19 protein-coding genes are annotated in these 22,259 nt (G+C 69.8%); 14 read left to right on the top strand and 5 right to left on the bottom strand.

What is annotated here, in order from left to right; all coding sequences use genetic code 11:
- Positions 1–13: 13 nt before the first annotated feature.
- The 12 genes from D1369_RS09700 (at position 14) to D1369_RS09645 (ending at position 14,888) form a co-directional block, all read left to right on the top strand.
- Positions 14–1,846 carry a carbamoyltransferase C-terminal domain-containing protein gene (locus D1369_RS09700; protein WP_007385336.1) on the top strand — a complete coding sequence of 611 codons (1,833 nt, stop codon included), beginning with the start codon at positions 14–16 and terminating at the stop codon, positions 1,844–1,846.
- Positions 1,843–3,171, top strand: coding sequence for a hypothetical protein (locus tag D1369_RS09695; protein ID WP_007385337.1), 1,329 nt, complete (start codon positions 1,843–1,845; stop codon positions 3,169–3,171). Before D1369_RS09700 ends, D1369_RS09695 begins: the two co-directional genes overlap by 4 nt.
- 11 nt (positions 3,172–3,182) lie before the next feature.
- Positions 3,183–4,334, top strand: a complete 1,152-nt coding sequence (locus D1369_RS09690) for an alpha/beta fold hydrolase (protein ID WP_158680168.1) — start codon at positions 3,183–3,185, stop codon at positions 4,332–4,334.
- On the top strand, positions 4,334–5,155 hold the full coding sequence (locus D1369_RS09685; RefSeq protein ID WP_158680169.1) for a hypothetical protein: 822 nt from the start codon (positions 4,334–4,336) through the stop codon (positions 5,153–5,155). Before D1369_RS09690 ends, D1369_RS09685 begins: the two co-directional genes overlap by 1 nt.
- On the top strand, positions 5,152–6,207 hold the full coding sequence (locus D1369_RS09680; RefSeq protein ID WP_007385340.1) for a hypothetical protein: 1,056 nt from the start codon (positions 5,152–5,154) through the stop codon (positions 6,205–6,207). Before D1369_RS09685 ends, D1369_RS09680 begins: the two co-directional genes overlap by 4 nt.
- Positions 6,194–7,525 (top strand): ATP-grasp domain-containing protein, encoded by a 1,332-nt coding sequence (locus D1369_RS09675; protein ID WP_118082408.1) that lies wholly within the window; start codon positions 6,194–6,196, stop codon positions 7,523–7,525. The genes D1369_RS09680 and D1369_RS09675 overlap by 14 nt, the downstream gene beginning before the upstream one ends.
- On the top strand, positions 7,522–7,758 hold the full coding sequence (locus D1369_RS09670) for a phosphopantetheine-binding protein (RefSeq protein WP_037901679.1): 237 nt from the start codon (positions 7,522–7,524) through the stop codon (positions 7,756–7,758). The genes D1369_RS09675 and D1369_RS09670 overlap by 4 nt, the downstream gene beginning before the upstream one ends.
- Entirely contained in the window at positions 7,755–9,206 is a 1,452-nt protein-coding gene (locus tag D1369_RS09665) for an amino acid adenylation domain-containing protein (RefSeq protein WP_240436063.1), read from the top strand. Before D1369_RS09670 ends, D1369_RS09665 begins: the two co-directional genes overlap by 4 nt.
- Positions 9,203–10,453: an MFS transporter gene (locus tag D1369_RS09660; protein ID WP_007385342.1), complete on the top strand. Its 1,251-nt coding sequence runs from the start codon at positions 9,203–9,205 to the stop codon at positions 10,451–10,453. Before D1369_RS09665 ends, D1369_RS09660 begins: the two co-directional genes overlap by 4 nt.
- Positions 10,454–10,580: 127 nt before the next feature.
- The gene (locus D1369_RS09655) at positions 10,581–11,813 is read left to right on the top strand and encodes an ATP-grasp domain-containing protein (protein WP_007385343.1); all 1,233 of its coding nucleotides are present in this window, start codon (positions 10,581–10,583) and stop codon (positions 11,811–11,813) included.
- Positions 11,810–13,093, top strand: coding sequence for an MFS transporter (locus D1369_RS09650; protein WP_118082407.1), 1,284 nt, complete (start codon positions 11,810–11,812; stop codon positions 13,091–13,093). Before D1369_RS09655 ends, D1369_RS09650 begins: the two co-directional genes overlap by 4 nt.
- Before the next feature lie 268 nt (positions 13,094–13,361).
- The gene (locus tag D1369_RS09645; RefSeq protein ID WP_007385345.1) at positions 13,362–14,888 is read left to right on the top strand and encodes a peptide ligase PGM1-related protein; all 1,527 of its coding nucleotides are present in this window, start codon (positions 13,362–13,364) and stop codon (positions 14,886–14,888) included.
- Positions 14,889–14,891: 3 nt separating this feature from the next.
- On the opposite strand, the gene D1369_RS09640 is transcribed toward D1369_RS09645, so the two are convergent.
- From D1369_RS09640 to D1369_RS09630, 3 genes are all read right to left on the bottom strand, one after another.
- Positions 14,892–15,848: a LysR family transcriptional regulator gene (locus D1369_RS09640; protein ID WP_007385346.1), complete on the bottom strand. Its 957-nt coding sequence runs from the start codon at positions 15,846–15,848 to the stop codon at positions 14,892–14,894.
- A 151-nt stretch (positions 15,849–15,999) separates the two neighbouring features.
- Complete coding sequence (locus D1369_RS09635) at positions 16,000–16,839, bottom strand: hypothetical protein (RefSeq protein ID WP_007385347.1); 840 nt, start codon at positions 16,837–16,839, stop codon at positions 16,000–16,002.
- A 12-nt stretch (positions 16,840–16,851) separates the two neighbouring features.
- Complete coding sequence (locus D1369_RS09630; RefSeq protein WP_050789763.1) at positions 16,852–17,529, bottom strand: class II glutamine amidotransferase; 678 nt, start codon at positions 17,527–17,529, stop codon at positions 16,852–16,854.
- 370 nt (positions 17,530–17,899) lie between these two features.
- Here D1369_RS09630 and D1369_RS09625 point away from each other — a divergent pair, with 370 nt between their 5' ends.
- Complete coding sequence (locus D1369_RS09625) at positions 17,900–18,817, top strand: DMT family transporter (protein ID WP_050789764.1); 918 nt, start codon at positions 17,900–17,902, stop codon at positions 18,815–18,817.
- 20 nt (positions 18,818–18,837) lie between these two features.
- On the opposite strand, the gene D1369_RS09620 is transcribed toward D1369_RS09625, so the two are convergent.
- Together D1369_RS09620 and D1369_RS09615 are read right to left on the bottom strand one after the other, a co-directional pair.
- Entirely contained in the window at positions 18,838–20,139 is a 1,302-nt protein-coding gene (locus D1369_RS09620) for a cation:proton antiporter (RefSeq protein WP_050789765.1), read from the bottom strand.
- 97 nt (positions 20,140–20,236) lie between these two features.
- The gene (locus D1369_RS09615; protein WP_007385351.1) at positions 20,237–20,821 is read right to left on the bottom strand and encodes a nitroreductase; all 585 of its coding nucleotides are present in this window, start codon (positions 20,819–20,821) and stop codon (positions 20,237–20,239) included.
- Between the two features lie 582 nt (positions 20,822–21,403).
- Here D1369_RS09615 and D1369_RS09610 point away from each other — a divergent pair.
- The gene (locus D1369_RS09610; protein WP_082319481.1) at positions 21,404–22,249 is read left to right on the top strand and encodes a GNAT family N-acetyltransferase; all 846 of its coding nucleotides are present in this window, start codon (positions 21,404–21,406) and stop codon (positions 22,247–22,249) included.
- Positions 22,250–22,259: the final 10 nt, after the last annotated feature.

Below are 22,259 nucleotides of genomic sequence, written 5' to 3'. Positions count from 1 at the left end.
GGCGGAGTCATCGATGATCGTCGTCGGGTTCAACGGATTCACTCATACGGCTGATGTCTTCGCGCGTCACTTCCGCCGGAGCGGCGTCGACCGGTATCGGCTGCTCGGCCACGATGCCGGGGCCGCCGTCTTCGTGGACGGCGAACTCGTCGCGGCGGTGGAGGAGGAGCGGCTCAACCGGGAGAAGAAGACCTCCGACTTCCCGGCGCGTGCTCTGCGCTGGGCGCTGCGGGAGGCCGGGGCCGGGCTTGGGGACGTCGACGTGTTCGCCTTTCCCTGGGCCTTCACCCCGGAGGTCGTCGAGAGTCAGCTGCGCGGCCTGCTCGCCTCACCACTCGCCCTCACGGCGAAGTTCGAGCAGTTCTCCCGACTCGGAGAGCTGTACCGGCGGGTGACGTCGGAGGAGGCCATACGCTCGGACTTCGCCGAGCGCACCGGGTACGAGATCCCGGACGGTCGGCTGAAGCTCGTACCGCACCATCTGGCGCACCTGATGTGCGGCCACTATCTGGCGGGCGGTGGCGAAGCGGCCTTCCTGGTCAGCGACGGCCGGGCCGAGACGTTCTCGTCGGTCATGGGCGAGATCGACGATCACGGCCACGCGGTCTTCGAGGAGTGCTCGGTGGACATCGCCAACTCCCTCGCCATGCTGTACAGCAAGGTCACCCGCTACCTCGGCTTCGTGCCCAACAACGACGAGTACAAGGTGATGGGGCTCGCCTCCTACGCCGAACCGGCCGGTGACAACCCGCTCCTCGACCAGGTCGTGGAACTGATGGACGACGGCCGATACGAGCTGCGGTTCCGTAACGAACTCCTCGACACCCAGAGCTACTACGCGCTCTTCGACGAGGTCTTCGGCCGCGCGGCGGCCCCCTCCGGCTCGTCGGCGGACCAGGCCGACTTCGCCTTCAAGGCCCAAGTCGCCCGCTGGGCGCAGGAGACCGTGGAGGCGGTGACCGCCCATCAGCTCGCCGCCCTGGAGAAACGCACCGACCGGACCCGGCTGCTGCTGGAGGGCGGCCTGGCGCTGAACTGCGTCAACAACTCCAAGCTGCTCGCCGCCTCCGGCCAGTTCCAGGACCTGCGCGTCAGCTTCGGCGCCAGCGACGTGGGCGTGGCCATCGGCGCGGGCCATCACGCCGTACGAGAACTCGGCGAGCGGCCGGTGCACCGCACGAGCCCCTACCTGGGTCCCGCCTTCGGCCCGGACGACATCGAGGCGGCCCTGCGCGAGTACTCCGGACGAGTGTGGTGGCGACAGTGCGCGGACGGGAAGCTGGCCGAGGACGTCGCCGGACTGCTGTGCGAGAAGGTCGTCATCGGCTGGTTCCAGGGCCGGATGGAGTACGGGCCGCGCGCGCTGGGAAACCGCAGCATCCTCGCCAACCCGGGGTTCGACGACATCCAGGACATCATCAACACCCGTGTCAAGCGCCGCGAGCCCTTCCGCCCGTTCGCCCCCGTCCTGCTGGAGGAGGACGCTGCGGACGTCCTCGACCTGGGCAAGAAGACCGGATCCCCCTACATGACCTTCGTCTTCCCGGTGCGGGAGCCGGCGCGCGCCCTGCTGCCCGGTGCCTGCCATGTGGACGGCACCGCGCGGGCCCAGACCGTCACCGACCTGACCAACCCCCCACTGGCCGCCCTGCTGCGTGCCTTCCGGGACCGGACGGGGCTGCCCTGCCTGATCAACACATCGTTCAACGTGGCCGGCGAACCCATCGTGTGCACCCCGCGCGACGCGCTGGAGTGCTTCCTCGGCACCGAGATCGATTACCTGGTCCTCGGTGACGTCATCGTGAGCAAAGCACAGTCAGGCCCGTCCACAAGGGAGTTGGGATGAACGGCGGAACCGACCTCGGCCTGACCGGCGGCCGAACGGACGGCTGGCTGCTGCTGAGCGGCTTGTCGGCCGACGGCCGCAGCGAGCTGTACAAGTTCGTGGACCTGAAGCGAGGGCGACTGCATGAGGTGAGTCTCGGCATCGAGGAACAGCGCGAGAGCCAGCTGGCTTTCCTGCGACGGCACCTGAGGGGCGAGCCGCCGTACGGACTGGACCGGGTCGAGGACCTCCTGCCGTACCTTCTGCATCCGCACAGCTTCCTGGAGACCGCCTCGAAAGACCTCGTCGTCTCCTTCAAACAAGCCCCCTATCTGCGGATTCTGAGCGCGGCCGAGGGCCACCCGGTGTGGTCACCGGACCCGCCCGGTGACGTGGTGGGAACGCTGTCCTCCACCAACTGCGAGGCAGCCCCGGACACCATCGCGTTCACCAGCACGGACACCGCCGATCGGCTGCGCCGCTACGACGTCCCGGACCATCCGCTGCGGACCCGGCTCATGACCTACGACCGGGTCACCGGGGCCGTGGAATCCCGGGGCGAGCTCCCGGACTTCCTCATCGACACCCTGCACCAGCTCGTCCACTCGCCGGACGGATACTTCGTCGGGGTGGACATGAACCTGTCCGTACTGCCGGGGCCCGACGGCGTTCCGGGGGCCTCCAGGGAAGGGGTGGACGTGGCGGCCTACACGGCCGGCAGCTTCCCGCGGTCCGCCTTCTTCGTCGCCGACGAGCACCTCAAGCACCTCACCGTGCGTACGCCGTCCCGGGCGTGCGCCGCGCACGCCGAGATCGACCCGCACGACCCGGAAGTCTTCTACGTGTCCTGCAACAACATCTCCAAATGGCGCAACCAGGTCGTGCTCCATGGCCCCGGCACCATCGAGCGCTACCGCTACCGGGACGGCGCGGTCACCCTGGAGGGCAGCTACAGCGACCCCGAGTTCCTGCGCATCACCTCGCAGCGCTGCTTCCAGCGCGAGCAACGCCGGCTCCTCGCCGTCACCGGCTATCCCAACAAGCTGTACATACTGGACGCCGAGACCCTCGAACTCGTGGACCGCATCGTCCTGTTCGAGGAGGAACACCGCGAACCGCCCTACGTCTGTGAGAAGAACAGCAGCGCCCCGCTCTATCTGGCGGTCAGCTCCGACGGGCGGTACGTCTTCATGACCGGAGCGGCCGAGCTGTTCGTCGTGGACCTCGAAGCGCGTGCCGTGGTGGACCGGGTGCGCTTCTGCCCGCCCGGCTCCTTCGCGGCCACCGCCCACATCGGCCTGGTGAGCGACCAGGCCGCACACAGAGCGCTGGAGAACCACCGGTGAACGACGCCCACATGACTCCTTCGTCCCCCACGACCCCGCCCGACGCGTTGGACGCCGCGCGCCGGGGCAATATCACCTCCGGCACGGTGCGCGGCCCACGCGACGCGGTCGAGCTGGCGGTGTGGGGGGCGTGGCGGGAGCACTTCGACACCGCCCGGGTGACGCTGGACGCCGACTACTTCGCCCTCGGCGGCGACTCGGTGGGCGCCGTTTCGCTCCTGGCGCGCATCCGCGAGCGAACCGGGGTGCAGCTGCCGCTGGACGCGATCCTGAGAGCGCCGACCGTGGAGGCCATGGCCGCGCTGGCCAGGACCGGCGCCCGCGCCGAACAGGTGCCCGCCACCTCGCTGGTGACGATCCTCGGCGGCGAGCGCAGGCCGGTGCTGGTGTGCGTCCACCCCATCGGCGGCACCGTCCTGTGGTATCGCCACCTGGCCGACGCGCTGCCGAAAGGGGTGGCGACCCTGGGCCTGCAGGCCCGCGGTCTCAACCCCGCGCTGACTGCCGACCCGGACATCCCCGCCATGGCCCGCCGCTACATCGCCGACACCGTCGCGGCGGCATACGCCCCGGGTGACGTGGTGCTCGTCGGGTACTCCTTCGGCGGCCTGGTCGCCCACGAGATGGCCTGCCAACTCGCCGACGCCGGGACCCCGGCGGCCGGCGTCCTGCTGCTCGACACCCCCGCGACCACGAGCCTCGAGGAGCCCCCGTCCCGGGCCCGGCTGCTGTGGTCGCTGGTCGGGCACGCGCTCGGCCTGGACGTGGACGTCGAGGAGCTGGCCGCGCTCGACCCGCAGGAGCAAGCCGAGCGCATCCTCCGGCTCGCCACCCGCCACGGCACCCTGCCGCCCGGGTTCGGCACCGACCGGCTCACCCGGCTGATCGGCATCTACCAGATCAACGCCGATGCCGCGTACGCCTATCGGCCGGGCGTCCACCCCGGTCGCACCGACCTGATCCGCCCCCGAGAGGGCCGGACCGATGAGGAGGACCTGGCGATCTGGAAGCGGAGCAGCCTGGGCGGGGTCGCCGTCCACGACGTGCCGGGTGACCACTTCAACCTCATCGCGGAGGAGAACGTCGGCCATGTCGCCGATGTCGTCCAGCGCCTCTGGTACGACGACGAGCGCCCACCCGGCGCCGGGGCCCCGGGAAGGTGATGATGGAACGGGCATGGGAGCGACTGGCAGACGGGTCCGGTACACCGGTCCTCGTCGTCGACTTCCTCCAGTTCACCGCCGCCCGGTCGCTCGGCTCGGTACTCGCGGCGCAGGGCGGCGGCCGACCGGTCTTCCGCGCCGACCCGGTCGGGCTCCTGACCCGGAGCCGGAACTGCGTCGGTATAACCGAACTGGCCGACGAGTACGCGAAGCTGTGCGCCGGTCTGACGGCCTTCACGGGCCGGCCCCCGCTGGTCGTCGGTTACTGCAGTGCCGCAGCCCTCGCGCTGCGGGTGGCCGAGCGGCTCGGTGGGCCGTGCGGACCGCCGTGCCACTGCGTCCTGGTGCAGCCCACCTGGCCCACCGGACGTAAGGCGTGGGAGGAGTTCGAGTCCTTCCGCGCCCAGTGGGCGGACGGCGAACCGCCTGCGCCCTGGGGCCCCTGCCCTGACGGGGAGGAACCCGAGGCAGCGCTGGGACACATGATGGCCGTACTGGAGACGGAGACGGCCGCCGCTGCCACGCGACGCGGGCTCGGCACGCCCGAGGGCCAGGATCTCCTGCACGACCTTCTCGATCGCTACCGGGCCTGGCTCGGCTTCCAGCTCACCGTCGCGCACGACGTACGGGCCGGGCCGGCGCCCGCCATCGCTCCTCGACTGGTCGGCGGCAACGACGACCGGCTCGGCCTGCCATGGCCGGACAGCCGGCCCCCGCGCACCGTGTACCTGCCGGTCGCCGGGCAGGACCTGCTGGAAGCGGCGGAACTGCCCGCCGCCGTACTGTCCGCGACCGGGGACGAAGGGAGCGGCGGGCTGTGACCACCACGCTCCTGGACAGCATCGGGGCGCTGTCACCCGAGCAGTTCGACGCCCTGGACGACAGCGCCGGAGCCGCGGGCTGCCATCATCGGCTGCTGCAGCGCGAGTCGGACCTCCGCTGGCGGATGCGGTACGCGGTGCGGCGCGAGGCCGACCGACTGCTGGCCGCCGTACCCGCCTGCACCAGGCTCGGCACCGGCTGGCCGGACCCCGCGTACGACGTGCGCCGCTGGGGGCTTCCGGCCGGGCTGGTGCCCGAGGACCTGACCGCCGACCGGTGCCTGTTCGTCGGCGGTTGCACCGACCTGCGCTCCGCCCTCCACATCGGCCCGACGGCAGACGGCGAGCGGGTGGCGCGGTCCGTCCTGGCCGGGCTCGCCAGGACGGCCGCCGAGACCGACCAGTGCCTGGCCTTCCCGTATGTCTACGCCCCCGCCCGGCGACTGATCGCCCAGGCATGTCGCGACCGGGCGGGGTGGGCCCCGCTGGGCCGCGAGGCCCGCTTCCCGGACGCCGACGCCCCCGACCGCGAGGAACGTGCCGTGTCCCGGGTACGCGGTGTGCTGCGCCGTGACCGAAGGCTGATCGCCGCGGCCGGGGTACGTACCACCGTGAGCGACTGGGCGGACGTCGCCGACGACGCGGCCGATCTGATCGCCCGGCACAACAGCCGCAAGGGAAGCCCGGACCACCCGGAGTTCGTCGCGCTGCGGCACGAACAGTGGGCGCTGTGCGAACCGGTCCGGGTGATCGCCCTCACCGCGTCGGCCGGCACCGCGCGAGGCGTGCTGACCGCCCTGGTGTGGCGAAGTGAGCTGGAGCTGTACGAGATCGGCCTGACCGGACAGGAGAGCCCCGACCGCATCGCTGTCTATCTCGACCTGCTCTTCCACCAGCCCCTGGCGTACGCCAGGGACCACCGGCTGACCGCGATCCGCGCGGGCCTGGCGGCCGAGGTGCCCAAGAAGTCCCGGGGCGCGGTCATGCACGAGGTCTACGGGGGCGTGCTGAGCGTCTCGGACACCAAGAGGCTTGCAGATGAGATCTGTTGACCGCGACATCCGCGCCGGGGGAGACCCGCCGGATCCGCTTCTGGCCGTACTGCTGGGGGACTCCGGCTCGCTGACGCCCGTGCAGATCGCCGGCGCGGCCGACGACGCCTCGAACCCTGTACGGATTCGGTTCCTGGTCGACTCCGGTGCCGACCACGACGGGCTGGCCGTGATCGCCGAAGCCCTGGCGCCCACCTTGCGTGTGGACTTCACCGACGTGGACGCCTGTCGGCGGGCGGTCGCCGGAGCGGACGCGGTGACGACCTTCGTGGACCGACTGTGTCCGCTCGCCGCCCTGCTCATGGGTACACCGGGGTTGTGGGGCCGCAAGGACCTCCAGCGCCGCGTACTGCGCGAGGCCGGGGTATCGGGGGTGCGCTCCGCCGCGCTCGGTGACGAGGCGTCGCTGCGGCGCTTCGCCGCCGAGGCGGGCTGGCCGCTGGTCGTCAAACCGGCCGACGGCGTCTCCGGCCGGGACGTCTGGCTGGTCCGCGACGACAAGGAGCTGGACCGGTTCCTGTACGAGAGGCGTGCCGAAGCCCCTGACGGCGGCGCGCTGTCCGCCGGGATGTTCGCCGAGCAGTACGTGATCGGCGGTCGGCCGCACGCGCCGCACCTGGCGGACTACGTCTCCGTGGAGGTGTTCGTGAGCAGAGGACGGGCCCGCACCGCCTTCGTCACCGACCGGCTGCTGCCCGAACGCCCCTGCCGGGAGACCGGACTGGTGCTACCGACCGGCCTGGACACGGGCAGCCGGGCCGCGGTCACCGACTGCGCCGAGCGCGCGCTGCGAGCACTGGACGTGCCGGACGGCGCCTATCACGTCGAGGTCAAACCCGGGACGCAGCGCCCGGACATCATCGAAGTCAACGGCAGACTGGGCGGATTCGTGACCCGGCTGGTGCGCTACGGCACCGGCCAGGACCTGGCACGGACCGCCCTGGACGCCGCCCTGTCCCGCCCCACGGAACTCCGCCTGGCCTGGCACCGAGCAGTCCTGGTGCTGCTCTTCCCGGCACCGCCCGGCGCGGCCCGGATCACCGCCGCTCCCGCCCGGCGTGAGATCGCCCGGTTGCCCGGCGTACTGGCGGTGGACCACGTGGCCACGGCGGGCCGTCCGGTGCACTGGCGTACGGGTGCGGCGGGCACCGTCGCCACGGTGTGGCTCGGCGCGGACGACCACGACGCGCTGAGCGCGCGGCTCACCGACACCGTGACCCTGCTAGGGGAACGCTTCCAGTACCGCGACGCCGAAGGCCGGACACTGCGGGACGACGACTGGTGGACACAGATCGCGAGAACAAGGACCCCCACATGACACCCCATCAGATTGCGGACATCTTCGGCGAGATCATCGAGACCGACGAGATCGCGCTCGACGACAACTTCTTCGACGTCGGCGGCAATTCCATGCTCGCCCTCGAGCTGGTCGCACGGCTCACCGAGCGCAGTGGTCACGGGCTGCGGCTCATCGACATCGTCCACGAGCCCACCCCCGAGCGCCTGGCCCGCGCCCTCGCGGACCGCACCGAGGCAAGGACCGCGGAGTGACAGCGACACCTCCGCTGCCCACCACGATCTGGGACGCCGTCCTCGCCCACGCGCGCCGCACCCCCGAGGTCACCGCCATGCACGCAGACGGCCGGGACATCGGGTACCGGGAGCTGATCGACCGCGCCGGGCACACGGCCGCCCTGCTTCGGGAGGTCTGCCCGGCCGGCTCGCTGGTCGCCCTGGAGGCCACCGGGCACGCCGCCGCCGCCGTCGCGGTGCTGGCGGCCGCCCGTGCGGGCTGCGCCGTACTGCCGCTCAGCGCGGCCGACCCGCCGCACCGCCGGGAGCGCGTGCTGCGCCACGCCGCCCCTGCGGGCCTGCTGCGCGAGGCGGCCCCGGGCGAGGCCGACCTGACGGTCCACTGCCTGTCAGAGGCGGCGTTCCCGACCCGGGCACCCGACCTGACCGACATCGCGTACGTGATGTACACCTCCGGCTCGACGGGTGAACCCAAGGGCGTCCTCGTGCCGCACACCGCCCTGTCCGACCGGTTGCGCGGGCTGGCCGCCCGACCGGGGCTCACGGCGGGGGAGTCGATGGCGGCGGTCACCGCCCTGTCGTTCGACATCGTCATGGCGGAACTGCTGCTGCCGCTGACCCTCGGCGCCCGCGTGGAGGTCGCGCCCGCCGAGGCGCGGATCGACCCCGAGTCGTTCGCCGACTTCGTCGGCCGGCGAAGGCCCGACGTCGTCCAGGCCACGCCGAGCTTCTGGCGGCTGTTGCTGGCCTGGGGCTGGAAAGGGCTGCCGGACGGTCGCCTCTGGTGCGGCGGTGAGGCGCTCACCACGTCGCTCGCCGAGCAACTGCTGCCCCGCTGCGCGCAGTTGTGGAACCTGTACGGCCCCACCGAGGCCACCATCTGGGCCAGTGCCGACCATGTCCGAGACCCCGCTCGCGTCGGCCTCGGCGAGCCCCTGCCCGGCTCCGGGATGTTCCTCGACCCGCCCGGCGAGGGGGAGGTCGTGCTGTACGGGCACGGTCTGGCCGACGGATACCTCGACGCGCCCCAGGCCACCCTGCGGCGCTTCCTCACCCTCGACACCCCGGACGGGCCACGGCGCTGCTACCGCACCGGAGACCGGGCCCGCGCCCGCCCCGACGGCGTACTGGAATTCCTCGGCCGCGACGACGCGCAGGTGAAACTCCGTGGCCACCGCGTCGAGCTGGGCGCGGTGGAAGCCGCGCTGGAAGAACACCCGGACGTGGTCGAGGCCGCCGCCGTGGTGCGCGAGGCGGAGCGACCGGAGCGCACGCACATCAGCGCCTATGTGGTCGCCTCGTCCGTCGGCGTGTCCCCGCGGACGCTGCGCGCCTGGCTCGCCGAACGGCTGCCCGCCGCCGCCCGGCCGGCCACGATCGTCGAACGCCCGGCACTTCCCCGTACCGCGGCCGGGAAGATCGACCGGGTCCGGCTGGCGGCCGAGCCCGCGGAGGACCGCACATGAACGCGACGCGTGACTTCGCGGTGTTGCGGCAGCCCGCGTTTCGCCGCTACTTCGTGGGCCGTTCGGTGTCGGAACTGGGCACCGCCATGACCCAGGTGGCGCTGCCCTTCGCGGTGTTCGCGATCGGCGGCGACGCCGGCGACGTGGGCCTGGTACTCGGCGCGACGGTCCTGCCCAAGGTCGCGCTCGTCCTGCTGGGCGGGGTCGCGGGCGACCGTCTGGAACGCCGCAAGGTGCTGCTGGGCACCGATGTCTGCATGGCGCTCTGTCAGGCGGTCACCGCCCTGCTGCTGCTCTCCGGCGCCGGGCGGGTATGGCATCTGGCACTGCTGCAGATCCTCTACGGCTGCGCGGGCGCCTTCGCGCTGCCCGCCACCACCGGCGCGGTCCCCGACATCGCGCCCAAGAACCTGCTCCAGCAGGCCAATTCCGTGATGCGGGTGGCCAGGAACGCTTTCGGTATCCTCGGACCGCCGTGCGCCGGAGTGCTGGTCACCGTGGCCGGGCCGGGCTGGGCGCTCGCCGTGGACGCCGCCAGCTTCGCTGCCGCCGCGGTGGCCATGGCCGGGCTGCCCGCCGGACTGCGCACCCGCCAGCCGCACGCCCGGCTGCTGAGGGACGTGACCGAGGGCTGGCGAACGTTCGTCTCACAGCCGTGGATCTGGATGATGGTGACCAGCTTCGCCGTCTACCAGGCGACCGTACTGCCCGCGATCTACGTCGCCGGGCCCGGGATCGCCCGGTCCACCGTCGGCGTGACCGGCTGGGCGGCCGTCCTCACCGCGCGTGCCGTGGGAGCCCTCGTGGCGGGGTTCCCACTGCTGCGCTGGCGGCCACACCGGCCCCTGATGCTCGCGGCCGCCCTCCTGCTGCTCGACGTGCCGTTTCTGGTGGCGCTGTGGTCGGGAGCCGGGCTGGCAGCCCTGCTGCTCGGCGCCGCCGTGGCAGCCGCGGGGCTCAACGCCGCGGACACCCTGTGGGAGACGGCGCTCCAGGAACGCGTCCCGCCCGGGGTCATCGCCCGGGTCAGCTCCTACGACTGGCTGGGCTCCCTGGCGTTCGCGCCGCTCGGGTACGCGGCCGTCGGCGGCGCGGTCGACGCCTTCGGTGTCCGTGCCACGCTGCTCGCGATCACTGTCACGCATGTGGTCATCCACATGGCGCTACCGTGCCTCAGGTCGGTGCGGCGAACGGAACACCTCGACAGCGCCGGCGCAGTGCCGCTGGAAGCCGGGCGGGGCGGGTGACGCCGCGGAGCGGCGGCGGCAAAGGCCATCAGCACAAAGAGAGGTAACGGGGAACATGCATCGGGGAACGGACGCCGACAGGCGGACAGTCGGGGACAGCCGGCCATTACTGATCCTTGTCAGTCCGATGGGGGAACTCACTCGCGGCTATCTGCTGGAGTCCGTCGCGAAGGAGTACCGGCTGTGGCTGTTCAAGGAGGAGGAACCTTCCTGGGAACGGGACTCGGTGTGCGGCCACACGGTCGTGGACACGCTGGACGCCGAGGCGATGATCGAGGCCGCGCGGGACATCCCTGCCGACGCCGTCGTGTGCTGGGACGAGACCCGCATTCTGGCCTCGGCGTTGCTCGCGCGGGCTCTCGGCCTGCCCACGATGCCCCCGGAGGTGGTGCGTACCTGCCGTGACAAGTTCGCCACCCGGCAGGCCCTGGGCCGGGCCGGAGTCTCACCGGTGGCCGCGGCCACCGCCCGCGACTCCACCGAGGCCCTGGCGGTGGCAGAACGCGTCGGCTACCCCGTCGTCGTCAAGCCGCGCGCCCTGGTCGGCAGCAACGGCACCACTCTGGTCACCGACCGCGAACGGCTGCTGTCCGTCTTCGACTCCGTCGCCGCGTGCTCCATGCCAGAAGTACGGGAGCGGTTCCCGGCCCCGGTGGTGATCGAGGAGTACCTGGACGGCCCGGAGATCAGCGTCGACAGCCTCTGCTGGGACGGCAGCGTCACCCCGCTGTTCGTCGCCCGCAAGGAACTCGGCTTCCCTCCGCACTTCGAGGAGGTCGGCCACACCGTCGATGCCGCCGACCCGCTGTTGGAGGACCCGGCCCTGGCCGCGTGCCTCAACGCGACGCACGCGGCCGTCGGTCTCACCCGGGGGTGGACCCACACCGAGTGGAGGCTCACCGCCCGCGGCCCACGGCTGGTCGAGATCAACGCGCGAAGCGGCGGTGACCTGATCCCCTATCTCGGCCGCCTGGTCACCGGCGTGGACGCCGGACTTGCCGCGGCCTCGCTCGGGCTCGGCATCCGTCCGCAGGCACGGGTACGGCCGCACGGCGCGGCGGCGATCCGCTTCCTGTACCCCGAGCGGGACACGGTCGTCGGATCCGTCCAGGTCGACGAGGCCAGGCTGCCCGCCTCCGTGGACCGGCTGGAGATCCTCGCCGAGCCCGGCCAGTCACTGCTGCTTCCGCCGGCCGCGCATGTGACGTGCCGTTACGCCCTGATCGTTGTCACCGCTGCCACCGCCGCGGAGTGCGCCGAGGCCCTGGACGCGGCGGCTCACGCCGTCACCCTGGTCCCGGCGGACGAAGCCGGAGGGTCCGGCGAGGCCGACTTCCGAGAAGGGAACATCCGGCAGTGACCTCCCGTCAGGAGCCCATGGACGCCGAGGCGACCGGGGTGGTGGCGACCTGGCGGGAAGCTCCGGCCGAGGTCAAGGCCGTCATCGCCGGGATCTTCGTCAACCGGCTGGGCGGCTTCCTCCAGGTGTTTCTCGTGCTCTACCTGGTCCAGGGCGGCTACGACTTCGTTCAGGCAGGCATCGCGCTCGGCGCCAACGGCGCGGGCGGGATCGCCGGAGCACTGCTCGGCGGCTGGCTGGCGGACCGGATCGGCACGCGAAGGGCGATCAGCGGCTCGATGACGCTCACCGCCGCGCTCACCGCCGCCGTCCTCTGGGTGGGCTCCTACCCCCTGCTGCTGGTCGTGGTCACCGCACTCGGTGCCGCCGGCCAGGTCTACCGCCCAGCCTCCGCCGAGGTGGTCAGCGCGGGGATCGCGCCCCGGCGCAGGGTGATGGTCTTCGCCATGTACCGTCTCGCCCTGAACGCCGGTACCACCGCCGCCCCGCTGATCGGCGCGGTGCTCGCCTCCGTTTCCTACCCGCTGCTCTTCTGGGCCGAGGCCGCGGCGGCGCTGGCCTGCGCCGCGATCGGCTGGCGGGCGCTGCCGCGTGACACACCCCGAAAGACCCGCCCGAGCGGTGAGCGCTTCGCCCCGGTCGGCTATCTGACGGTGCTGCGCGACGCCCGTTACCTGTTGTTCCTGTTGGGCATGCTGGCGTACGCGGCGATCTACATCAGTTACGTCTCCGTGCTGCCGCTGGCTGTGCGGGACGCGGGCCTGTCCACCTTCGTCTACGGGATGTTGATCTCTCTCAACGGTCTGATCGTGATTGCCTGCGAACTCGTGGTGACCAGGAAGGTGCAGCACTGGCCGCACCGAGTGGCAGCCGTGAGCGGCATCGTGCTGGTGGCAGCGGGGGTGGCCACCTACGCACTTCCGCTCGGCGTCGCGGGATTCGTCGTGGCCACCCTCGTCTGGTCGCTCGGCGAGACCGTGGGCTCGCCCACGATGGTCGCCTACCCAGCTCAGGCCGCCGCTCGTTCCGAGCTGGTGAGCCGTTACATGGGCGCGTCCCAGGCGGTGTTCGGTGCCGGCACCGCGCTCGGCCCAGCCGTCGGCGTGGCGCTGTGGAGCGCGCTGAACAGCATGGTCTGGACGCTGTTCGGTGCCACGGGACTGCTCGCGGCCGTGGCCGTGGCGGTCGGCATGCGCGACGACCGCGGGCGGCGCAGTTCGTCTTCCCCGCGAGAAGACCTCCGGGAACAGCCCGAACGCGGGGAGAGCGAACAGAGGTGATGTCGAAGGCGAATTGCTCCGAGACCGGCAATGGCAGGTCCGCGTTTTTTCAGGCGGCGGCCGAAGCGGTCGGCGAACGCTGGAAAAGGGGCTTCGCCAGGGGTGCTCGCAGCCGGTGGGGACTCGCACGGTTTTCCGTCGTACATGTGTCGCAAGATGAGCGGTGTTCATACTCCGTAAAACGCTGATTCTTTGACGCGTCTGTACAGCGAGCGGAATTATCCGCCATACGGAATCATTCCGGCACCCCCCGCCGAAAGGAAGACAGATGACCAGCGGCCTGCTTGCGACGCAATCGGACGGCCCGACCAGTCAGCAGACGTTCGAGCAGCTCCAGCAGCGGCTCCCGGCCCTGTTCGCCCGGCGGGGCGCTCAAGCACCAACCCTGGTCGTCGTGCCCAGTCTCTCCCTCGACAGCGAAGAACTCCGCAAGATCAAGGGCGTCATCCACTTCGAGGAGCGCCTCCTCTTTCTCACCCAGGCCCTCCGCGTTCCCGACGCCCGGATGCTGTACGTCACGAGCCTTCCGCTGCAGCAGACCGTCGTCGACTACGCCCTCGGAGCGATCTCGTCACTGCCGACCGGACACGCGCGCAGTCGGCTGACGCTGCTCGACTGCGCGGACGGATCTTCCCAGCCACTGACCGAGAAGATCCTCAAGGACGATGGACTGCTCGACCGCATCCTGTCCGCCGTCCCCGACCGTGACCAGGCCTATCTGGTCACCTTCAACAGCACTCCCCTGGAGCGGGCGCTGGCGCTGCGACTGGGCATTCCGCTCTACGCCTGCGACCCGGCACTGTCTCCCAGCGGCACCAAGAGCGGCGGACGGCAGTTGCTGCGCATGGCCGGCGTCCCGGTACCCGAGGGGTTCGAGGACATCAGGGACGAACAGGGACTGGTCAAGGCCCTTGCCGAGCTGCGAGCCCAGAACGCGGGCTGTGAGCGGGCGGTCGTCAAACTCGACGACAGCTTTGCGGGCTGCGGCAACGCGGTGTTCTCCTACGCCGGGGCGCCGGCCACCGACCTGGAGTCGTGGGTGAGCGCCAGGTTGCCGGAACAACTCTCCTTCACCGCGCAGTCCGACACCTGGGAGAGCTACGGGGCACGGCTGTGGGAGATGGGCGGCATCGTGGAGCGCTTCATCGACACGCCGGGTGCGTGTTCCCCGTCCGTCCAGCTGGAGATCGACCCGGTGCGAGGCGCACAGGTGGTGTCCACCCACGAGCAGGTACTCGGGGGATCGGCGGGGCAGGTGTTCGTGGGCTGTACGTTCCCGGCCGGGCCCGCCTACCGGACGGAGATTCAGCGATTGGCCCTGCGGGCCGGCGATGCGCTGGCCGCGAAGGGCGTACTGGGCCACCTCAGCGTCGATTTCCTGGTCGAGGACCCGGTGTCGGGCAAAGGGATTCACGCGCTGGAGATCAATCTGCGGATGGGGGGCGCCACCGCGCCGTTCTTCCTGCTGCACGGGGCGGTCGAGGGTACGTACGCGCAGGACACCGGTGAATACCTGACGCCTGAGGGCGAACCACGCTGTTATGTCGCCAGCGACCGAGCCCAGCGTGAGGGATATGAACTGCTGCGGCCCGAGGAGGTCGTCGACATCGCTCTGCGCGAGGGACTGCACTACAGCCGGGCGACGCGCACCGGCGTCGTCTTCTACGTGCTCGGCGCGCTCCCCGGCGTCGGCAAACTGGGCTTGGTCGCCATCGAGAAGTCCCCCGAGAAGGCGCAGCACCTGTACGACGCCATGCTCGCCGCCGCCGATGCCGCCTGCCGTCGGCGCGGCTGATCCTCAGCCGGCCTCGGACCGGGCCGTTCTCGCCCGCCGCGCCGCTCCACGGCTGGTTGTCAGGGTGAGCCGGGTGCCCTGCTGTCCGGGGAGCGGCTGGGAGGGGACCTGCCGGCACGACTCCACGAGGACCTGCGCGGCCTTGTGCCACGGCCGTCCGATCGGGCCGGTGAGCGTCAGGTCGCGGCTGACGTACTGCCGTAATGGGATCATGACAAGCCGGTGGTCCAGCATCGCCGAGGTCAGCCCGGGGACGACGGACACCCCGAGGCCGCTGCGCACCATGGCGAGCAGGGTCCCCATGTCCCGGACGCGGTGACCTGGGCGCAATGAGCGGTGGGCCAACCGGTAGACCTTCCGTACGTACTCCTCGCAGCCGCTTGTGGAGACGATCATCGAGTCGTCGTCGAGGTCGGCGATGTCGATCTCGGCCTCGCCCGCGAGCGGATGATCGCTTCCCAGCAGCGCGTGGAAGTGATCGGTGGTCAGCAGCACCCCGGCATCGGAGGGCCGGTCGATGAGCACGGCCAGCTCCACGGCGCCCTCGCCCAGCCATGACTCGACCTCGGCATCGTCGCCCTCGAGCACCACGACCGTGACCAGGGGGAACTCGTGCTGCCAGCGGTGCAGCAACTGCGGCAGAACTCCCTGACAGGCGGTGGGGGTCGCGGCGATCCGAACCGTTCCGGACGGCTGCCCACCATGCTGGCTCGCCACGTCACGAATGGCGCCGTAGGCACCGACCACCTGGCGGGCGTGGACGAGGATCTGCTCTCCGAGAACAGTGAGTCGCACCCCGCTGCTGCGGACGAACACAGGAGCGCCCAGCGAGCGTTCGAGCGTGGCCACGGAGTGCGACACCGCTGATTGGCTGATGCCCAGTTCGGCGGCGGCGAGGCTGAAACTGCCGCAGTCGAGGACGGCGACGAAAGCCCGCAGATGTGAAATGCCGATGTTCATGAACCGCTCTCAAGTGGCCCGGAGACTCATTCAGTCCACTCATGATGGTGAAGCCCCTCGCCGAGTGCAACGAGCCGTTCGGGCGGGCTGAACCGCGGGACGTGGCAGCGGTGGCCCGCAGCCCCGTCCCGCCGATTCCGAGCGAACCCACTCAGCCCCAAGTGACAGCGCTGTCCAGCGTGTCGTCGAAGAACCCTAGAAAGAACCCGACCGTGACCCTGGTGTCACCGCCGACCCGGAGAATCTCGTGGTAATACGTCGGGTTGATCAGGTACACGTCTTCCGCCTGCGGCTTGAACTCATGGGCGGGTACGCCCTCCACGACGCCGTACTCGTAGCCGAGGCCGTTGGGGATCTTGAACTTCTCGTCCTGCGGCTCCCACGGCTTCGCGTAGACCTTGGCCTCGCCGCCGGTGTCGCACTCCTGGACGCAGATGACACAACTCAGCTGGTACAGCAGGCGGGAGACCACCAGGTCGAGTCCGGCCGCGTCCCGGATGATCTTGTCGTTGTGCATGGGGTTGGCCACCCCGTCGGGGTGAATCCGTACGCAGACGTCGGCATAGCGCCGGCCGTCGGGTTCCTCGGCCACATCCAGCGAGCGCAGTGACAGCGCCCGGGCGAGCCCCGCCCTGACGTCGTCCCCGAGCGTGAAGGAGGCATCCGCGGTGACCTGGGCGATCTTCTCGCTCTCCGCGAAGTACTCGTCCACGTCGGACAGGTGCTTCGCCAGATACGAGCCGATGGTGGTCAGATGTCCGTTGGCGTAGTAGGTGGTCGACGCGCGGTCGAACATGTCGTTGACGAGTTGCCTGTGCCGCGCGAAGTTCTCACTCGGCAGCAGACCCCTGAGCACGAGGACGGCGATGTCCCCGTCGATCAGCCGCCGCAACAAGTCGGGCTCGATCGGGTCGATGCCGACCCGGCGCACCACGCGATCCCAGCGGTTCGTCGTTGCCGTAGCCGTGGCCGTGTGGACCTCTGATCCCACTTCTGCTCCTTTTCAGTACCACTCCGAGTCGAGATCAATTTCGAGGATCTGCTCCGGTTTGAGAGGTTCCCATTCTGCTGCCGGGGAAAGCTCGGGAATTATTTCCGAGGCAATCACGAGTGAGTTGGGAAGGTTCAGGCGAAACATTCCGAAGTAGCGCGGAAAGGGATTTTCCTCAGGCGACCAGTGGATGACGTAGGCACGTTCCCGGTTCACGGCGACAGCGTTTGCCGCCAGGCCGCCCGGCGGTATCGAGCGCAGTCGTGCCAGTGTCTCGTCCGGGTCGAGTCGGCTGCCTTCCCCCGGCACGATGTACTGGAAGTACTCGGCCGTGTCGAACGTCGAGGCCAGCAGTCCGAGCCGGCGGTGGACGGTGGGCAGATACCCGTTGTGCATGAAGTACCAGGCCGGATCGGAATTCATGCGTTCCAGCGGGTGGGTGAAGTCCGGGCCCCGGTGGTGCTCCAGGGTCGCGTGGCGCACATGGATGGCCAGGAAGTCGCTGCGCACCGACCGCAGTGGCGACTCCTCGACGCTCTCGGCCAGGGACCGCACGTCACGGTGGACCCCGAGTCCGCCCTCGGCCTCCGGATCCCGCCAGACCGCACCCCATCCGTGGGCGTGGGTCTGCTCCGGCTTCTCGTGGTCGGCGGTGCGCCCGGTGCTCATGGCCAGGGCGGCGTTCACCATCGCATCGGAGTCGAAGTCACCCCGAGCAAGAATTATTCGACACATCGTGCTTTCTGTCCCCCCGTTTTACGGCCGTGCCCGCACCGGCGGGCACGGCAAATATCGCGTCCCGCGAATTGGATTGGTGTCGGCCACGTTAGCATTCGGCTGATCGGCATACAACATCGGACGAGTGCGAAGTTGACTGGATCTCATTATGGTCATGAGGGATGTTCATGGCGGGTTTCTGATTACTTGTTGGACGCACGCGTCCCGTTCTTGCACAATCTTGCGGCGAAGGCGGCAATGCGATTCGTCAAGACTTTGAGGACGGGACGTTGTGAGAACGGGAACGATCGGCCGGTCGGTACACGGGGAAACCGTCCGGTGGATGCCAAGCTTTCTGGCCCTGTCGGTCGTGTGGGGTTCCAGCTTCGCCCTGATCAAGGTCGCGTTGGACGAAGGAGTGGCTCCGGTTTGGGTCGCCTTCGGCCGCTGTTTCTTCGGTGTTCTGGCACTGGGCGCGATCTGCCTGGTGCGACGGGACGCGCTTCCGGGCTCCCGCGCGACCTGGAGCCACGCCCTCGCGGTGGCCGCGCTGCTCAACGCCTTGCCCTTCTCCTTCCTCGCCTTCGGGGAGACCCATGTCAGTTCTGTGCTGGCCGGCGTCTTCAACGCGGTCACCCCTCTCTCCACGTTGCTGTTCGCGCTGGCTCTCGTCCCGCAGGAGCAGCTGACAGCGCGGCGGCTGTCCGGACTGGCGGTCGGCTTCTGCGGGGTGCTGGTCGTGCTCGGCGTGTGGCAGGGACTCGGCGGCGCGTCCCTCGTGGGCAGCCTGGCCTGTATCGCCTCGACCGTCTGCCTGGGCGCGGGCTTCGCGTACACGCGCCGGTTCTTCTCCGGCCGTGACGGCTCCGCCGTGGCGCTGTCGACGGTCCAACTCATCTGTGCGACGGTCGAACTCGCGCTGCTCGCCCCCCTTCTCAACGGTGCCCCGGAGGTCCCGGGTGCGAAGGGCCTCGCTGCCCTGGCCGTGCTGGGCGCGCTCGGCACCGGCATCGCGTACATCCTCAACCTCAGGGTCATCCGGGTCGCGGGGCCGACCATCGCCTCCACCGTCACGTACGTGATTCCCCTCTGGTCCACCTTGTTCGGGACGCTGCTGCTGTCCGAACCCCTGTCCTGGAACACACTGGTCGGCGCCTGTCTGGTGGTCGTCGGCGTGGTCCTCACCCGTGCCCCTGGTGGGCGGACACCGCACAGGCCCGTGCCGACCGGCCCCGAACCGGAGCCGACCTCCCGCCAGTGACCGGTGTTCGGTCCGCCGGGCTACGGCGGGGACTGTCCCTCGCCGGGCACCTGCGCCGCCGGGGAGCGAGCGGGTGCCGTCCGGCTCTGGTCGTCCGGTCTCCCGAACGCCTTCGCGCTCTCCCGCCGAGGGGCCAGCCACGCCAGCAGTGGACCGGTGGCAGCGGTGGTGACCACGGCCATGACGGTCATCAGCGAGTAGAGCCGTTCGTCGAGAATGCCGGCCTGCAAACCGACGCTCAGCGCTACGAGTTCGGTCAGGCCGCGGGTGTTCATCAACGTGGCGAGAACCGCGCAGTCGCGTGGCGGCATCCCCTGGGATCTGGCCGCGAGCCAGGCGCCCCCGAACTTCCCGGTGACAGCGACCAGCATGATCAGGGACAGTTCGCCCAGTCCCTGGAGTCCCACCTCGGACAGGTCCACGTTGAGCCCCGCGACGATGAAGTAGACCGGGAGCAGCAGGTTGGTGGCGGACTTGATGTCCTGGGTCACCTCCTGCCGGTAGCCACTGTTCGCGGAGCGCGGTACGACGAGTCCGAACAGGAACGCGCCGAACACGAAGTGCAGCCCGAGCCACTGGGTCATTGCGGACGACGCGAGCAGACCGCTGAGCAGTACCACGCGGCTGTTACCGGTCAGCGGGCGGCCGGCTCCCTGCCGGACCAGGATCTTCGTGAGCAGCGGCCTGACGCCAACGTAAAGGAACAGCGCGAAGGGGATGGCCAGGGTCACCCGCCAGTGATCCCGGCCGTCCCCGTCGACGAGCGCCTGGACGAAGGAGAGCATGGTCCACACGGCCAAGTCGCACACCGCTGCCGCGGACAGTGCGAGCGTCCCGGCTCTGGTTCCGGTCATCCCGCGGTCGTCGAGGATGCGCGCGAGCACGGGGAACGCGGTCACCGACAGGGCCACGCCGATGAAGAGGACGAAGCTCAGGCGGCTCGTCGCCTGATGGGAGGCGGCGAGGTGGAGGGCGAGCAGGCAGCCGAGTCCGAACGGCACCACGGTGGCGCCCAGCGCGGTGACGCCGGCGACCCGCCCGCTTCCGTGCAGCCGGGAGAAGTCGAACTCCAGGCCCACGACGAACATGAACAGCACGAGCCCGATGTTCGCGAGGGCGCCGAGATAGGGGCGGACCTCGTGCGGGAACAGCGTCTCGGCGATGGCTCCGTCGAAGAGAGTGGAACCCACCAGGATTCCCCCGACGATCTCTCCCAGGACGGGTGGTTGTCCCAGCGCGCGGGCCAGTCGGCCGGCCAACCGGGCCAGGACGAGGATCAGTGCGAGATCGGCGAGGAGGATCGCCGCTTGGAGTTCTGTCATGCGTTCCTCTGCTTTCCGGTCCCCGCCGCCCACGGCTCAGGCCGGCGCGGACGGGGGCGTCACGAACGCGCTTCGGAACACCGGCCGAAGAGCGGAGTCACACGGCGTGCGAGACGTGTTCCACGGCGGTCTGCTCAGTCGCCCTGAACACCGATATCCGATGGGACACGTCTTCCAGTGGCCGCCGGGGGCGCTCCTTGGCAGGATCCGGTGTACCCACCCAGAGGCCGCCGAGAAGCGATTCAGCCGGGTCGATCCGCAGCAGGGAACGGACTGCCGTGCTTTCGGCGAGCCGCCCGGTACGCCAGATGCTTCCGTAGCCCCGCGCATGCAGGAGAAGCATGAGCGAATGCGTCATGGAGCTGGTGGCGGCGAGCTGCTCCCATTCCGGCACCTTGGCGTTCGGTCGCGGCGCGAAGACGAGTACGGCCAGGAGCGGTGCACTCAGCATGCGGGCCGCCATCCGGTCCGAGGCCTGCCCCGGATGTTCGTCCGCCAGGCAGTCCCCGAGCACGACGCGGTCCTTGCCGCGCAGCAGTATCCACCGCCACGGCTTGAGCGTTCCGTGGTCCGGAGCGGTCGCCGCACCGCGCAGAAGGTAGGTGAGTTCGTCGTCCGACGGGGCCGGATCGGCAAGGAAGTGTTCACTGCGGCGGGTGAGGATGGCTGTCATCACGTCCATGACACGCTCCGTTGTCAACTGTCCGGGAGACCGAGGGCAGGGCCCGAGCGCGCGGATCGAAGCCGCGAGCAGGCGTGTTCAGCGGAAGGTGCCCACATCGTCGGGGGCACTGCGGTATCCGCGTCACGGTGGACGGATGTTCGACCTGAGCCTGGGCGCGCGAACCTGCTGAGCGCCGGGAGGGCATCGACGGCGGACCCGAGGGTCGAGAATTGCAGAATCGCGATAATCCGCCAATGGTGTGGTGAACTGTTGGCCGAATATCGCCTTCGGGTCTTGTAGTAACCTCTTGACGAAACGTTTCGCATGCCGTTCACAAGGGCTCTGTGGCGTCAATTGGCCAATGTGCGGAACGGTTCCGCTGGGCCACCCGAGCAGGCATGCAGACAACGGGTGTTGCGTGTGTGATGAGCTGTGACGCCGGAGTGTTGCCCGCAGGCGGCCGGATATCGGTGCAGCCCTTGTCCGGCCTTGTTGCTCTGTGTCGATCGGCACCGCTAGGTTCGGCAAGTCGCAAGCGCTATCTGGTCGCTTGACTTCTACGACGAGCGCGTTGTCACGCACATCGCACAGTTATGCCGAATGCATCCCAAAATCCTCAAGCGGGGCCGTGCGGCTTGCCCGCTGCGCATCGAGGTTCCTTCCGTACTTCCCGACGAAATAAGGGTGGTGCCTATGAAGAGCGGGTCGGAATCCCAGGATCTGATCATTGCCGGCGATCGGCCGGCGCCCCGGAAAACCGCAGGAAAACGCCTCGCCGGCTGGGAATTCCGGGAGGAGCCCAAAGACGCGGATCAGCCCTTCTTCCTGTACATCGCCTCGACCGAAGCGGATTTCGAAGCCGTGGACGCGCTGTGGGAGGCGGTGTACGGGGAGGAGTGCGGTTGGCTGCCCGCGGCGGAGGGTCCCCGGCACAAGGATCGGTACGACGCGCAGTCCACCTATCTGCTCGCCCGTGCCGAGGGCCGGGTGGTCGGCACGATGCGGCTGGTGGAGGACGGGGCCGACGGACTGCCCATCGAGCAGTTCGTCGCCATCGACGATCTGCGCGGCCCCCGCCGACGGCTCATCGAATGTCAGCGGCTGATGATCCTCCCCGAGTACCGCAACCGGCGGTACGACCAGATGCCGTACGGGGTGCTCGCCGCTCTGGTGAAGGGCTGTATTCACTGGTGCGTCGTCCACAATGCCACGCACATCGTGGCCGATCTCTTCACCGAGACCGCGACCACGCCCATCGCCCCGCTGGTCGCGCTCGGTTTCGAGGAAACCGGAAAGGAGTTCATCGACACGGAACTCGAAGGTTCCGGACGGAGCATCGCTCTGCTCCTGCGTGTTGCCGAGCTGTTCTCGCGGCCGTTCCGAACCAGTGCCTCGTTCTACCGCTATCTCAACGAGTACGACAGCACGGTTGACGTCTACCACTGAAGCACCGGGA

Origin of the sequence: Streptomyces sp. CC0208, assembly GCF_003443735.1 — a bacterium.
In the GTDB taxonomy this organism is placed as follows: Bacteria; Actinomycetota; Actinomycetes; order Streptomycetales; family Streptomycetaceae; genus Streptomyces; species Streptomyces sviceus.
This window is presented reverse-complemented; position numbering and strand designations above follow the sequence as displayed.

Bases quoted from the DNA above. Each gene is read 5' to 3' on its own strand.
- D1369_RS09655 (WP_007385343.1), top strand. From the start codon at position 10,581: ATGGGGGAACTCACTCGCGGCTATCTGCTGGAGTCCGTCGCGAAGGAG.
- D1369_RS09630 (WP_050789763.1), bottom strand. From the start codon at position 17,529: ATGGTGAACGCCGCCCTGGCCATGAGCACCGGGCGCACCGCCGACCAC.
- D1369_RS09615 (WP_007385351.1), bottom strand. From the start codon at position 20,821: ATGGACGTGATGACAGCCATCCTCACCCGCCGCAGTGAACACTTCCTT.
- D1369_RS09620 (WP_050789765.1), bottom strand. From the start codon at position 20,139: ATGACAGAACTCCAAGCGGCGATCCTCCTCGCCGATCTCGCACTGATC.
- D1369_RS09640 (WP_007385346.1), bottom strand. From the start codon at position 15,848: ATGAACATCGGCATTTCACATCTGCGGGCTTTCGTCGCCGTCCTCGAC.
- D1369_RS09700 (WP_007385336.1), top strand. From the start codon at position 14: ATGATCGTCGTCGGGTTCAACGGATTCACTCATACGGCTGATGTCTTC.
- D1369_RS09670 (WP_037901679.1), top strand. From the start codon at position 7,522: ATGACACCCCATCAGATTGCGGACATCTTCGGCGAGATCATCGAGACC.
- D1369_RS09610 (WP_082319481.1), top strand. From the start codon at position 21,404: ATGCATCCCAAAATCCTCAAGCGGGGCCGTGCGGCTTGCCCGCTGCGC.
- D1369_RS09690 (WP_158680168.1), top strand. From the start codon at position 3,183: ATGACTCCTTCGTCCCCCACGACCCCGCCCGACGCGTTGGACGCCGCG.
- D1369_RS09660 (WP_007385342.1), top strand. From the start codon at position 9,203: ATGAACGCGACGCGTGACTTCGCGGTGTTGCGGCAGCCCGCGTTTCGC.
- D1369_RS09675 (WP_118082408.1), top strand. From the start codon at position 6,194: ATGAGATCTGTTGACCGCGACATCCGCGCCGGGGGAGACCCGCCGGAT.
- D1369_RS09685 (WP_158680169.1), top strand. From the start codon at position 4,334: ATGATGGAACGGGCATGGGAGCGACTGGCAGACGGGTCCGGTACACCG.
- D1369_RS09645 (WP_007385345.1), top strand. From the start codon at position 13,362: ATGACCAGCGGCCTGCTTGCGACGCAATCGGACGGCCCGACCAGTCAG.
- D1369_RS09625 (WP_050789764.1), top strand. From the start codon at position 17,900: ATGCCAAGCTTTCTGGCCCTGTCGGTCGTGTGGGGTTCCAGCTTCGCC.
- D1369_RS09695 (WP_007385337.1), top strand. From the start codon at position 1,843: ATGAACGGCGGAACCGACCTCGGCCTGACCGGCGGCCGAACGGACGGC.